Origin of the sequence: Streptomyces sp. ATCC 21386 (genome assembly GCF_018728545.1) — a bacterium.
In the GTDB taxonomy this organism is placed as follows: domain Bacteria; phylum Actinomycetota; class Actinomycetes; order Streptomycetales; family Streptomycetaceae; genus Streptomyces.
On the sequence record NZ_JAAVVL010000001.1, the window covers coordinates 684,289 to 697,208 of the forward strand.

At 71.1% G+C, this 12,920-nt stretch carries 11 protein-coding genes; 7 read left to right on the plus strand and 4 right to left on the minus strand.

Going from position 1 to position 12,920, the window contains the following annotated elements; translation table 11 throughout:
- The first annotated feature begins 4 nt into the window (after positions 1–4).
- Positions 5–1,084, plus strand: a complete 1,080-nt coding sequence (locus GWK25_RS02965; RefSeq protein ID WP_215448362.1) for a lysophospholipid acyltransferase family protein — start codon at positions 5–7, stop codon at positions 1,082–1,084.
- Positions 1,085–1,186: 102 nt separating this feature from the next.
- Here GWK25_RS02965 and GWK25_RS02970 read toward each other — a convergent pair whose 3' ends face one another.
- From GWK25_RS02970 to GWK25_RS02980, 3 genes are all read right to left on the minus strand, one after another.
- A complete protein-coding gene (locus GWK25_RS02970; protein ID WP_215448363.1) occupies positions 1,187–2,425 on the minus strand; it encodes a DUF5667 domain-containing protein in 1,239 nt (412 codons plus the stop codon).
- Positions 2,426–2,712: 287 nt separating this feature from the next.
- A complete protein-coding gene (locus GWK25_RS02975) occupies positions 2,713–3,540 on the minus strand; it encodes an ECF subfamily RNA polymerase sigma factor, BldN family (RefSeq protein ID WP_215448364.1) in 828 nt (275 codons plus the stop codon).
- A gap of 392 nt (positions 3,541–3,932) precedes the next feature.
- Positions 3,933–4,868 (minus strand): HAD family phosphatase, encoded by a 936-nt coding sequence (locus tag GWK25_RS02980; protein ID WP_215448365.1) that lies wholly within the window; start codon positions 4,866–4,868, stop codon positions 3,933–3,935.
- Positions 4,869–5,065: 197 nt separating this feature from the next.
- Between GWK25_RS02980 and GWK25_RS02985 the strand changes: the two genes are divergently transcribed.
- From GWK25_RS02985 to hemB, 6 genes are all read left to right on the plus strand, one after another.
- Entirely contained in the window at positions 5,066–5,347 is a 282-nt protein-coding gene (locus GWK25_RS02985; RefSeq protein ID WP_215448366.1) for a glutaredoxin family protein, read from the plus strand.
- A 323-nt stretch (positions 5,348–5,670) separates the two neighbouring features.
- A complete protein-coding gene (locus GWK25_RS02990; RefSeq protein ID WP_215448367.1) occupies positions 5,671–6,426 on the plus strand; it encodes a redox-sensing transcriptional repressor Rex in 756 nt (251 codons plus the stop codon).
- Entirely contained in the window at positions 6,423–8,171 is a 1,749-nt protein-coding gene (locus GWK25_RS02995) for a glutamyl-tRNA reductase (RefSeq protein WP_215448368.1), read from the plus strand. Before GWK25_RS02990 ends, GWK25_RS02995 begins: the two co-directional genes overlap by 4 nt.
- A complete protein-coding gene (gene hemC, locus GWK25_RS03000; protein WP_215448369.1) occupies positions 8,164–9,135 on the plus strand; it encodes a hydroxymethylbilane synthase in 972 nt (323 codons plus the stop codon). The genes GWK25_RS02995 and hemC overlap by 8 nt, the downstream gene beginning before the upstream one ends.
- Positions 9,132–10,883: a uroporphyrinogen-III synthase gene (locus GWK25_RS03005; RefSeq protein ID WP_215448370.1), complete on the plus strand. Its 1,752-nt coding sequence runs from the start codon at positions 9,132–9,134 to the stop codon at positions 10,881–10,883. The genes hemC and GWK25_RS03005 overlap by 4 nt, the downstream gene beginning before the upstream one ends.
- A 222-nt stretch (positions 10,884–11,105) precedes the next feature.
- Positions 11,106–12,098 carry a porphobilinogen synthase gene (gene hemB / locus GWK25_RS03010; protein ID WP_215448371.1) on the plus strand — a complete coding sequence of 331 codons (993 nt, stop codon included), beginning with the start codon at positions 11,106–11,108 and terminating at the stop codon, positions 12,096–12,098.
- A gap of 34 nt (positions 12,099–12,132) precedes the next feature.
- On the opposite strand, the gene GWK25_RS03015 is transcribed toward hemB, so the two are convergent.
- Positions 12,133–12,900 (minus strand): DUF4232 domain-containing protein, encoded by a 768-nt coding sequence (locus GWK25_RS03015; protein ID WP_215448372.1) that lies wholly within the window; start codon positions 12,898–12,900, stop codon positions 12,133–12,135.
- Positions 12,901–12,920 lie beyond the last annotated feature (20 nt).

A 12,920-nucleotide genomic window follows, 5' to 3' on the forward strand; every position in this document is an offset into this window, starting at 1 on the left:
AACGATGGCGGATGCCAAGGTCATTCCGTTCGACGACGACCGGACGCGCGGGGGTGCCGTGCAGCGCCCGCCGCGCCGCCGGACCACGGGGAGCCGGCGCAAAGGTGAGAGCGCGGTCGTCCGGGACGTCCGCGAATCCGGCGAGGTCCAGGCCCTCCCCGCACGGCCGACGGGCACGGATGATGTACCTGTGACACGGGAGAAGCCGGAGCCGCCCCAGGAGGCCGCCGAGGCACAGGACGCGGGCGGGCTGGAGCGACGGATCGCCGGGGGACTCGCGTTCCTGCGCAAGCGCCTCACGGGCGACTACGAGGTCGACGACTTCGGCTTCGACGCCGAGCTCACCGACCAGGTGCTGATGTCGTTGCTGCGGCCGGTGTACGAGAAGTACTTCCGGGTCGAGGTGAAGGGCATCGAGAACATCCCGACGGACGGCGGTGCCCTGATCGTCGCCAACCACTCGGGGACGCTGCCGATGGACGGCCTGATGATGCAGGTCGCCGTGCACGACAACCACCCCACGGGCCGGCATCTGCGGCTGCTCGCGGCGGACCTGGTCTTCATGCTGCCGGTGGTCAACGAACTGGCCCGCAAGCTCGGCCACACGCTCGCGTGCGCGGAGGACGCCTCACGGCTGCTGCAGCAGGGCGAGTTGGTCGGGGTCATGCCGGAGGGCTTCAAGGGCCTCGGTAAGCCCTTCGGGGACCGCTACAAGCTTCAGCGGTTCGGCCGGGGCGGCTTCGTCTCCACGGCCCTGCGCGCCGGAACGCCGATCATCCCGTGCTCGATCGTGGGCGCGGAGGAGATCTACCCGATGATCGGGAACTCGAAGACGCTCGCGCGGCTGCTCGGTTTCCCGTACTTCCCGATCACGCCGACCTTCCCGTGGCTCGGCCCGCTGGGTGCGGTCCCGCTGCCGACGAAGTGGACCATCCAGTTCGGCGAGCCGATTCCGACGGACGGCTATCCGCCGGAGGCCGCCGAGGACCCGATGCTGATGTTCAACCTGACCGACCAGGTACGGGAGCAGATCCAGCACACGCTGTACAAGCTTCTGGTGCAGCGGCGGTCGGTGTTCTTCTGAGGCCCCGCGGGGCGGAGGACAGAGGACAAACGACGACAGAGGACATACGACGGTGGGGCGCCCTTCTCGAAGAAGGGCGCCCCACCGTCGTACGGGGTGGTGCTATCCGCCGTTCTCGCCGTCGATGCCCAGGCCGGGCAGGAGGCCCGGGAGGAGGGGCGGGAGGGTGACGTCGGGGTCTTCGGGCGGGGTGGACTTGCCGGTGGACGGGGAGGTGCTGGTGGTGTCGTCCTGGGGCGGGTCCAGCAGGCCGCCGGTGGTGCCGCCGACGAGACCCTCGCCGCCGCTGTCCGAGTCCGACGTGGACGGTTTGGGCTTGCCGCCGGTGTCCTGGTCGCCGCCGACGGAGCCGCCGGTGGCGCTCGGGGCGGGGCGGCCTCCAGGGTCCGTGGTGCCGGGGGAACCGGAGCCGGTGGACCGCTGCTTGCCGTCGCCGCCGGGGGCCGGGGGCTGCGGCAGGAGCGACGAGTGCGGGGCGACCTCGTCGTCTATGGCGTCGAAGACCGACGAGACCTGCTGACTCACGTCCCCGAGCTGCACGGGCAGCCGGTCACGGAGCGCGCCCCAGGCCTCGCGGTGGGACCGGGAGAAGGCCGACAGGGCCTGGATCGGGCCCAGGGAGTCCGGATCTCGCTCGAATGCCTCGTGGAGCAGTCGGTGGCCCTCGGCGGCGTCGTGCCGCATCCCGGTGAGCGCGCGGCGGATCTCGCCGAGCGACTCGTGGTCGAGGTGTCCGCTCCGGCCGCGCTCCATGAGGCGGCGGGCCTCGCCGAGCCGGGTGGACGCCTGGTCCAGATAGAGCCGGCCCCGGTCGTCGTTGTCGTCGGCCAGGGTCAGTTTCACGTCCTCGATGCCGCGCTTGAGGCCGTAGAGCGAGTCACCGGGGAGGGCGTCCGAGCTGGCGGCGGCCACACCGCCGAAGGCGCTCGCGGCCACACCGACGCTGAGCCCGCCCGCGGCGAGCCCCTTCGTCAGTCGGGACCTTGGTCGCAACTTCCCCAGCGGGCTCGCCCGGTGAGCACCTCGTGCCTTGCCCGACCGCTGCTCGGGCACCGAAGGGTCCGCCTCGCGCCCCGCGAGCGTGCCGTCCCGCAGCATGGCTTCCATCGCGGCCACCAACTGGGCGCGATGGACGACCTTGACCTCGGGGTCGAGCACTGGCTTGGGCAGCTGGTCGAGGCCGGTGGTGAGGGCCAACATGCGGCCCCGTTCGGTCTGTTCCGCTGCCGGGGCCGGTGCCGATCCCTCGGGCTGCTCGGCCGCCGTGCCCCGGTCGGACAGCTCCTCCAGGGCCTGGGCGAAGGCGTTCGCCCGCCGGTGCGCCGATACGTTCGCGATCACTGGCGGCACCTCCTCTCGTCATGACGGTCGACTCCCCAGGGGGTCCTGAGGGTTGCACGTCCCCGACCGTGCCACACGATCGAGTGATCGGTGTCGGCCAGGCGCGACCACAGGGAGCCTGTATCCCGCACAACGAGCGGCGCGGCACTTGGGTTACGGACGGCGGATGATCGGACGAGGAAGTCAACAGACTTCGACGCAGGGTGAGTTGAGCGTCGCGGAACGTATGTGATCGATGCGCTCGGCGAGCCGGTGGCTCAGCTGTGGTGGTCCCGGTGGGCGGGGCCTCAGCGGGCGTCGTCCGGGAGGAGGCGGGCGAGGGTGCGGACCGCGCGGTACTGGAGGGTCTTGATCGCGCCCTCGTTCTTGCCCATGACCCGGGCGGTCTCGGCGACGGAGAGGCCCTGGAGGAAGCGGAGGGTGACGCACTCCTGCTGCTGCGGGTTGAGCCGGCGTACGGCTTCCAGCAGGGCGGCGTTGGAGAGGGACTCCAGGACGGAGTCCTCGGGGGAGCGCTCGACCTCGTTGGCGTCGAGCATCTCGCCGGTGGTGACCTCCAGCCGGAACCGGCTGGACTTGAAGTGGTCGGCCACCAGGTTGCGGGCGATGGTGACCAGCCAGGCGCCGAAGTCGCGGCCCTGCCAGGTGAACGTGCCGATGCGGCGCAGGGCGCGCAGGAAGGTCTCGCTGGTGAGGTCCTCGGCGGTCGCCTTGCCGCCGACGCGGTAGTAGATGTAGCGGTAGACGGTGTCGCTGTACTGGTCGTACAGGCGGCCGAAGGCGTCGGCCTCGCCGGACTGGGCGCGTTCGACGAGGTCCATCATGCGGGCGCTGTCGCTGTCCGCTGCGGGACGGCGGGTGGTCGTGGCGGTGGATTCCGAACGGCCTCGTCTGCCCGCCCGCCCGTCCCCCGTCCGCCGCCCCTCGACGACAGCGCTTCGCGCCGGCCCCTGCTCGACGCCGTCGGCCAGTGCGTAGCACGGGCCGACGGGCGCGGCGGAGGTGGCGAGGGCGGGGACGGCGTACGCGGTGGGGACGAAGCCGCGCAACAGTTGGTTGACCGTCGCGCGCAGCGTAGCCAGGCCCGAGGCGTCAACCCCGACGTGTGGGTACACGGGACTCCCAGAGGCAGAGCTTCCATCACGTGCAGTGCGGAACCTTTCACCCGTCGTAGCGACGGAGGGGCACCGGTTTGCGTTTGAGGAGAATAACGCTTCGTGCAGGCACTGCTACACCCAGTTGCTCAAATCATCGATTACGTCGCTTCTGTTACCGATTGACGGCTGCTCAAGTACTGCCGCGTGATCGGTTGTTGATCGATTGAGTTCGTGTTCCGTCTGGGTGCGGGGCGTGTTGTGGTCGGGTGCGGACGGTGTGACTGAGGGGGGCGCGGTGGGGGTATGACGGCCCGAATGCCGGGGTGACGGGGGCGGACGCGTCCGGACGCGCGAACGCCGGAGGGGCTGGGAGACCCAGCCCCTCCGGCGTTCGAGGAACGATCAGCCGTTCAGCGGCGGCGGCGGTGCAGCGCGATCGCGGCCGCCGTGCCGCCGGCCACGGCGCCGACGCCCGCGGCCGCGGGGAGGCCGACCTTGGCGGCCTTGCGGGCGGTGCGGTAGTCGCGCAGCCGCCAGTCCATGTCGCGGGCGTGCTTGCGGAGTTTGCTGTCGGGGTTGATGGCGTACGGGTGACCCACCAGCGACAGCATCGGGATGTCGTTGTGGGAGTCGCTGTACGCGGCGCAGCGCGAGAGGTCCAGCCCCTCGGCGGCGGCCAGGGCACGGACGGCCTCGGCCTTGGCCGGACCGTGCAGCGGTTCGCCGACCAGCTTGCCGGTGTAGACGCCGTCGACGGACTCGGCGACCGTGCCCAACGCGCCGGTCAGGCCGAGTCGGCGGGCGATGACCTGGGCGATCTCGACGGGCGCGGCCGTGACGAGCCAGACCTTCTGGCCGGCGTCGAGGTGGGCCTGGGCCAGGGCGCGGGTGCCGGGCCAGATGCGCTCGGCCATGTACTCGTCGTAGATCTCCTCGCCGATGATCGTCAGTTCGGCGACACGGTGGCCCTGGACGATGGAGAGCGCGGAGTTCTGGGCGTCCTGCATGTGCTCGGGGTCCTCGGAGCCCGCCAGCCTGAACCACGCCTGCTGCCAGGCGAATCGGGCGAGGTCCCGGGTCTCGAAGAACTTCCGTTTGTACAGGCCGCGGCCGAAGTGGAAGAGCGAGGCGCCCTGCATGACGGTGTTGTCGAGGTCGAAGAACGCGGCGGCCTTGTCGTCACCGAGAACCGGGAACTCCGGTTCCTTGACGGCGTCGGGCGCGGGGGAGATGTCCTCCAACTCCTGGGAGGACTTGCGCGCTGCCTCCGCAGAGGCCTCGCCTGCCAAAACGCTCCGCGCCGTGGCGGAGCGCCTACGGGGAGTGAGCCATCCGAGAGCGGCCATGTCGTGAGCATAGCCAGTCTGTTCGGTACTTCCGGAGTCGAGAGGTTTGCGGGCTGTGAACTCTCCGCGGCCGTGTCGTTAAAGAAGGGGTCCCGGTGGTGTGTCCGCGTGCGGAAGACGGCGGAACCGGTGAGGAAAAGGGCAGGTCGTGCGCTTGGTGGTGAGGAAGAGGTGTGGACATCCCGTGCGGAGCGACAATGGCCGCCATGAGTGCCTTGTTCCGGCGGACGCCGAAGAACCCCGGTGAGCGAATCGTCACACTGATCGGCAAGCCGGGGTGCCATCTGTGCGACGACGCGGAGGCGGTGATCAGGAAGGTCTGCGGTGAGCTGGGCGTTCCCTGGGAGAAGAAGGACATCACCGAGGACGAGGAGTTGCACCGGCAGTACTGGGAGCAGATCCCCGTGGTGCTCGTGGACGGCGCGCAGCACACCTTCTGGCGTGTGAACGAGGAGCGCCTTCGCAAAGCGCTCTCGTAGAGGTGCTCGAGATGTGACCTGACCGACCAGTCCAAGTGGTCCCAAAAGTCGCTTAGGATCGATGGGCTGGTTGGTCTCGGGGGCGGGATTCGTGAGGAGAGTGTGCGGTTTTGCCCCCGTCGTGCAAGGCGTCAGCCGAGGAACGAAGGTACGCGTGTGCCGGTTCCATGTGCGTGCGGCGAGTGTGCGTGACCCCGGTCACGTTGGCCGGGCAAATCGGACACCATCTTTGTGCACGCGTTCACAAAGACATAGCCTGCTGTCGACGGGGCGGTCTGGGGACGCATGACCGCCCGCAGCCCCGCTCTACCCGCAGGAGCACCGTGGCAACTGGCCGAACTCACCGACCGGCGACCCGTAGCCGAGGGATTCCCGAGGCCACCGTCGCCAGGCTTCCGCTGTACCTCCGTGCCCTGACCGCGCTGTCGGAGCGCTCGGTACCCACCGTTTCATCCGAGGAACTGGCGGCCGCGGCGGGGGTCAACTCCGCCAAGCTGCGCAAGGACTTCTCGTACCTGGGCTCGTACGGGACGCGGGGCGTGGGCTACGACGTCGAGTACCTCGTCTACCAGATCTCGCGTGAGCTGGGGCTGACCCAGGACTGGCCGGTCGTGATCGTCGGTATCGGTAACCTCGGCGCCGCGCTCGCCAATTACGGCGGGTTCGCCTCGCGCGGGTTCCGGGTGGCGGCGTTGATAGACGCCGATCCGGCGATGGCGGGCAAGCCCGTCGCGGGGATCCCGGTCCAGCACACGGACGAGCTGGAGAAGATCATCGATGACAACGGCGTCTCCATCGGGGTGATCGCCACCCCCGCCGGTGCCGCCCAGCAGGTGTGCGACCGGCTGGTCGCCGCCGGGGTCACCTCCATCCTGAACTTCGCGCCCACCGTCCTGTCCGTGCCGGACGGTGTCGACGTGCGCAAGGTGGACCTCTCCATCGAGCTGCAGATCCTCGCGTTCCACGAGCAGCGCAAGGCCGGCGAGGAGGCCGCCGCCGAGGCCGGTGCCGTACCGATGGCTCCGAAGGAGTCCGGGAAAGGGCCCGACGGGGATGTCCCCGCCGTGATGCCGGCATGAGTCTTCTGGTCGTCGGGCTGAGTCACCGCAGCGCTCCGGTGAGCGTGCTGGAGCGGGCCGCGCTGTCCCTGGACGCGCAGATCAAGTTGCTTCAGGACACGGTCGCCGCCGAGCCGGCCGCGGAGGCCGCCCTCCTCGCCACGTGCAACCGCATCGAGCTGTACGCCGACGTGGACAAGTTCCACGCGGGCGTCGCCGAGCTGTCCACGCTGCTCGCCCAGCACAGCGGGGTGGGCCTCGACGAGATCACTCCCTATCTGTACGTGCACTACGAGGACCGGGCCGTCCACCACCTGTTCTCCGTGGCCTGCGGACTCGACTCCATGGTCGTCGGCGAGGGGCAGATCCTCGGGCAGATCAAGGACTCGCTGGCCCGCGCGCAGGAGCTGCACACCGCCGGGCGGCTGCTGAACGACCTGTTCCAGCAGAGCCTCAGGGTCGGCAAGCGGGCCCACTCCGAGACCGGGATCGACCGGGCCGGACAGTCGCTGGTGACCTTCGGCCTGGAGCAGTTCACCGCCGGTACGGACGTCGCGACCTGGGCCCGGGGCAAGCGGGCCGTCGTGATCGGCGCCGGATCGATGTCCTCGCTGGCCGCCGCGACCCTCGCACGGGCCGGCGTCGGCGAGATCGTGATCGCCAACCGGACGCACGACCGGGCCGAGCGCCTCGCGCACCTGCTCGAAGAGCAGTACGGACAGGGCACGACGGATGTGCTGGCCCGCGCGGTCCCGATGGAATCGGTGCCGGACGAGCTGACACGTGCGGACGTCGCCATCTCCTGCACGGGCGCCACGGGCCTGGTCCTGACCGCCGAGATGGTCGCCGCGGCCGTCGAGGGCCGGGTGCCCGAGGGCACGCTCCCCGCGGGGGCCGGGCCGCGCACCGACGACGTACGGCCGGTGCTGCCGCCGACCTCCATCGGCAGCGACGACGACTGCCCCCTCGACCTGCCCGCCGTGCAGGGCGGCGGCTTCTCCGTGCTCGGGGAGGCCGCGGTGGCCGGGATGGACGCGGCCACCCTGGAACAGCACGCGGCCTGGGTCGACAACGCCACCGTGGACCGGCGCGCGAGCCGCCGTACGCCGGAGCGTGAGACCGCGCGTACGCCCGACGCCGAGGCCGAGCTGATCGCCGCGCTCGTCGCGACCGTCGCCGTCACCGGGCGCATCACCGAGCTGCGCCGGCCCGAGCCCGTCGTCGACGTGCCCCGGCCCGCGCCCGTGCTCGCGTTGCTGGACCTGGCGATGCCCCGGGACATCGACGCCGCCGCGCACCGGCTGGCCGGCGTACGGCTGGTCGACATCGAGTCGCTCGCCGAGGTCTCCGCCGACGCGCCGATGGCCTCCGACGTCGACATGGTGCGGAGGATCGTTTCGGACGAGGTGGCCGCCTTCGGCGCCGCTCAGCGGGCCGCGCACATCACACCGACCGTCGTCGCGCTGCGCGCCATGGCCGCCGATGTCGTCGCGACCGAGATCGCCCGCCTGGAGGGCCGGCTGCCGGGCCTCGACGACAAGCACCGCGGCGAGATCACGCAGACCGTGCGGCGCGTCGTCGACAAGCTGCTGCACGCCCCGACCGTACGGGTCAAGCAGCTCGCGGCCGAGCCGGGCGGCGCCGGGTACGCGGACGCGCTGCGCACCCTGTTCGACCTGGACCAGGAGACGGTCGCGGCCGTGTCCCGGGCCGAGGACAGCAGCAGTTCCAGAACGACGCCGAGAACCGAGGGCGATCATGAGTGACCAGGCACTGAGGCTGGGGACCAGGCGGAGCAAACTCGCCATGGCCCAGTCCGGGCAGGTGGCGGAGGCGGTCCGCCGGCTGACCGGGCGGCCCGTCGAACTCGTGGAGATCACGACGTACGGCGACGTCTCCCGGGAGCAGCTGGCGCAGATCGGCGGCACGGGCGTGTTCGTCACCGCGCTGCGCGAGGCGCTGCTGCGCGGTGAGGTCGACTTCGCGGTGCACTCGCTCAAGGACCTGCCCACCACGCACCCGGACGACCTGGCGCTGGCCGCCGTGCCGGTGCGCGAGGACGTCCGCGACGTCCTGGTCGCCCGGGACGGGCTCACCTTCGAGCAGTTGCCCGCGGGCGCCCGCGTCGGCACCGGTTCGCCCCGGCGCATGTCCCAGCTGAACGCGTACGCGCGCAGCCACGGGCTCACGATCGAGACGGTGCCGATCCGCGGGAACGTCGACACGCGGATCGGATACGTACGGAAGGGCGAGCTGGACGCAGTGGTCCTGGCCGCCGCCGGACTGAACCGGATCGGACGGAGCGACGAAGTGACCGACTTCCTCTCGGTCGACACTGTTTTGCCCGCCCCCGGCCAGGGGGCACTGGCGATCGAATGCAGGGCGGGGCACACCGCCCAAGACGCTGCGCTGATCGCCGCGCTCGGTGGGCTCGACGACCCGCACACCCGGGTCGCCGTGACCGCCGAACGGTCCCTGCTCGCCGCCCTGGAGGCCGGTTGCAGCGCACCTGTGGGTGCGTTCGCCGACCTTCTGGCCGACGGGCAGATTGTCAAGGAGATGCGCCTGCGCGGCGTCGTCGGTACGACCGACGGCTCGACGCTGGTGCAGCTGTCCACCACCGGTCCCGTGCCCGAGACGTACGACCAAGCAATGGCGCTCGGCCGTGAACTCGCCGCCGAGATGCTCGCTAAGGGCGCGGCCGGTCTGATGGGGGAGCGAGCACATTGAGCCCCACCACCCTTCCCGCCGGTCCGGACCACGGTCACGTCACCTTCCTCGGTGCCGGACCCGGGGATCCGGGACTGCTGACACTGCGCGCCGTCGAAGCGCTGGCGAACGCGGACGTTCTCATCGCCGAGCACGATGTGCTCGACGTGGTGCGTACGCATGCCCGCGCCGGCGTCGCCCTACTGGACACCGACTCGAGCCCGCCGCCTGCCCTGGCTGCGGCGTCCTCTGCCTCTTCCGCGGCTACTTCAGCGGATACGTTTCCGGGCACAGGCACGCCTCAGCTGACGGTTGTTGACGGCGCGTCAACAACCGTTGGTGCACCCGCTGTGCGGGATGCGGCACATCTTGTCATGGAGGCCGCGCGGGGCGGCAAGCGGGTCGTGCGTGCGGTGTCCGGGGACCCCGGGCTCGACACGTACGCCACCGAGGAGATGCTGGCGTGCGCCGCCGCGGGCGTGCCGTTCGAGGTGGTCCCGGGCGTGGCGGCGGCCGTGGGCGTGCCCGCGTACGCCGGTGTGCCGCTGCGCGACGCGCAGGGCGCGGACGTCCGGTTCGTCGACGCGCGCACGGCGTCCGACCGCTGCTGGGCGGAGGTCGGGGCGTCCGACGGGACGGTCGTGGTCTCGGCGACGCTGGAGACCGTGGCCGCGGCGGCGGGTGAACTGGTCGCCGCCGGCCGGAAGCCGGACACCCCCATGACCGTGACCGTCGCGGGTACGACGACGCGGCAGCGGACCTGGACCGCGACGCTCGGCGGAATCGCGCAGACGCTGAAGCAGGCCAAGGTGCTGCCCTCGCCGGAGGGCGGGCGGCCGGTGATAGCCGTGGTCGGTGAGCGTTCCGCCGCGGCCCAGCGCGACCAGCTGTCGTGGTTCGAGAGCAAGCCGCTCTTCGGGTGGCGGGTCCTCGTGCCGCGCACGAAGGAGCAGGCCGCCTCGCTCTCCGACCAACTGCGCTCGTACGGGGCCGTACCGCACGAGGTGCCGACGATCGCGGTCGAACCGCCGCGTACGCCGCAGCAGATGGAACGGGCCGTGAAGGGCCTGGTCACCGGCCGCTACGAGTGGATCGCGTTCACCTCGGTCAACGCCGTCAAGGCGGTGCGGGAGAAGTTCGAGGAGTACGGGCTCGACGCCCGTGCCTTTGCCGGGATCAAGGTCGCTGCGGTCGGCGAGCAGACCGCCAAGGCGCTCATCGCGTTCGGGGTGAAGCCGGACCTGGTGCCGAGCGGTGAGCAGAGTGCCGCCGGGCTGCTGGAGGACTGGCCGCCGTACGACCCGGTCTTCGACCCGATCGACCGGGTGTTCCTGCCCCGGGCCGACATCGCCACGGAGACGCTGGTCGCCGGGCTGATCGAGCTCGGGTGGGAGGTGGACGACGTCACGGCGTACCGGACCGTGCGCGCGTCGCCGCCGCCGGCGGAGACCCGTGAGGCCATCAAGGGCGGCGGTTTCGACGCCGTGCTGTTCACCTCGTCCTCCACCGTGCGGAACCTGGTGGGCATCGCGGGGAAGCCGCACAACGTGACGGTGATCGCCTGTATCGGGCCCGCGACGGCCAAGACCGCCGAGGAACACGGGCTGCGGGTGGACGTGATGGCCCCGGAGCCGTCCGTGCACAAGCTGGCCGAGGCGCTGGCGGACTTCGGCATGCGGCGGCGGGCTGCCGCCGTGGAGGCCGGGGATCCCGTGACACGGCCGAGCGAGCGGCGGCCGGGGGCGCGGCGGAGGCGGACGACGACGTAGGCGGTGGGCCGACGTGAGGGGCGGTGCCCCTCGACCCCCTGAGTGCCTTCGCGCTCGGGGGGTTCTGTCGTGGTGCGGGTGCGGGTGCGGGTGCGCGTGGTGGTGGTTGCTCGCGCAGTTTCCCGCGCCCCTTAAAGGAAGGCCTGCGGCCCTTTCAGCAGTGCGGTCCGCGCCGACGGATCGTCGGCAAAGGGACTGTCGGGCCGGGCGTAGCGTAGGTGTATGTCGAAGTACGGATCGTTTCCCGGTACGCGGCCCCGCCGGCTTCGTACGACGCCTGTGATGCGACGGATGGTCGCGGAGACCCGGCTGCACCCGGCCGACTTCATCCTGCCCGCGTTCGTGCGGGAGGGAGTAAGCGAGCCGGTGCCGATCACGGCGATGCCGGGGGTCGTGCAGCACACGCGGGACAGTCTGAAGAAGGCCGCCGTGGAGGCCGTGGAGGCCGGGGTCTCCGGGATCATGCTCTTCGGTGTGCCGGAGGACGCGAAGAAGGACGCGCTCGGTACCCCAGGGACCGATCCCGACGGGATTCTGCAGGTCGCGCTGCGGGACGTGCGGGCCGAGGTCGGGGACGAGCTGCTCGTCATGTCCGATCTGTGTCTCGACGAGACCACCGACCACGGGCACTGCGGGGTCCTCGACGACCAGGGCCGCGTCGACAACGACGCGACCCTGGAGCGGTATGCCGAGATGGCCCAGGTGCAGGCCGACGCCGGCGCTCATGTGGTCGGGCCCAGCGGAATGATGGACGGTCAGATCGGGGTCGTCAGGGACGCCCTCGACCAGATCGGGCGTGAGGACGTCGCGATCCTCGCCTACACCGCCAAGTACGCGTCCGCCTTCTACGGCCCCTTCCGGGAGGCCGTCGGTTCCTCGCTGCGGGGGGACCGGAAGACCTACCAGCAGGACCCCGCCAACGCCCGCGAGTCGCTGCGCGAGCTCGCCCTCGATCTGGAGGAGGGTGCCGACCTGGTGATGGTCAAGCCGGCCGGGCCCTACCTGGACATCCTCGCCCGGGTCGCGGACAGCGTCGACGTGCCGGTGGTCGCCTACCAGATCTCCGGCGAGTACTCGATGGTCGAGGCCGCCGCCGAGAAGGGCTGGATCGACCGGGACCGGGCCATCCTGGAGACGCTGACGGGGATCAAGCGGGCCGGTGCGCAGAACATCCTGACGTACTGGGCCGTCGAGGCCGCTCGCATGCTGCGCTGATACCTGTGGGGCCCTGGCCCCGGTGGCGCTCGGCTCAGTACTGCAGGGCGTCCTCCATGGTCGACTGCCAGTACGTGACGGCCACGGAGTTGTCGACGTGGACGCCCTTGGCCGGGAGCGCGGGGGACGCGGGGGAGCCGGCGTCGCTGCCGGCCTCGGCGCCCTGGAAGTGGATGACGACCTTCTTCTCCGTGGTGCCCTTGCCGCCGCTGCCGTCGGCGGCGGAGAGGACGACACCGGCGTAGCCGGACTCGCCGGGGGCCAGGGTCACCACGGCCTGCGGCTGCGACTCCTCGATCACACGCGGCGCCGACTGGGCCTCGCCGAACCGGACCGTCGGGTTGAAGAAGAGGTCGCAGTACTTCGAACCGGTGTTCTTGACCGTGATCAGCATGTGGTTGAGCGGGCGTGACACCGGCTGCGCGGTGACGGTGGTGTTGGAGCCGTTGCAGGTGGCACGGTTCTCGGGATCGGAGGGGTCCGAGGTCCCGCCCTTGGAGGAGGCCTTGTCGGCCGCGGTGCCGCCGGTGGCCGCCGATCCGCCGCCGCTGCTCGTGCCCGTGGAGCCCCCGGTCGTCGAGCCGCCCGTGCTCGTGGAACCTCCGGTGGTCGAGCCGCCGGTCGTGCCGGTGCCGCCCGTGCTCCGGGCGGACGTGGAACCGCCCGCCGCACCCTCGTCCCTCGTACCCGTGCCGCTGTCGCACGCGGTGAGGGCGAGGGCGGCGAGCGCCGCACCCGTCACGGCGAGCAGACGGGCGGGGCGGGCGGTACGGGCGGAGCGAGCAGTGCGAAGCGTGCGCATGAGAGGTCCCTTTCGGACAA

Bases quoted from the DNA above. Each gene is read 5' to 3' on its own strand.
- GWK25_RS02965 (WP_215448362.1), top strand. From the start codon at position 5: ATGGCGGATGCCAAGGTCATTCCGTTCGACGACGACCGGACGCGCGGG.
- GWK25_RS02980 (WP_215448365.1), bottom strand. From the start codon at position 4,868: ATGGCCGCTCTCGGATGGCTCACTCCCCGTAGGCGCTCCGCCACGGCG.
- GWK25_RS02985 (WP_215448366.1), top strand. From the start codon at position 5,066: ATGGCCGCCATGAGTGCCTTGTTCCGGCGGACGCCGAAGAACCCCGGT.
- GWK25_RS02995 (WP_215448368.1), top strand. From the start codon at position 6,423: ATGAGTCTTCTGGTCGTCGGGCTGAGTCACCGCAGCGCTCCGGTGAGC.
- hemC (WP_215448369.1), top strand. From the start codon at position 8,164: ATGAGTGACCAGGCACTGAGGCTGGGGACCAGGCGGAGCAAACTCGCC.
- hemB (WP_215448371.1), top strand. From the start codon at position 11,106: ATGTCGAAGTACGGATCGTTTCCCGGTACGCGGCCCCGCCGGCTTCGT.
- GWK25_RS03015 (WP_215448372.1), bottom strand. From the start codon at position 12,900: ATGCGCACGCTTCGCACTGCTCGCTCCGCCCGTACCGCCCGCCCCGCC.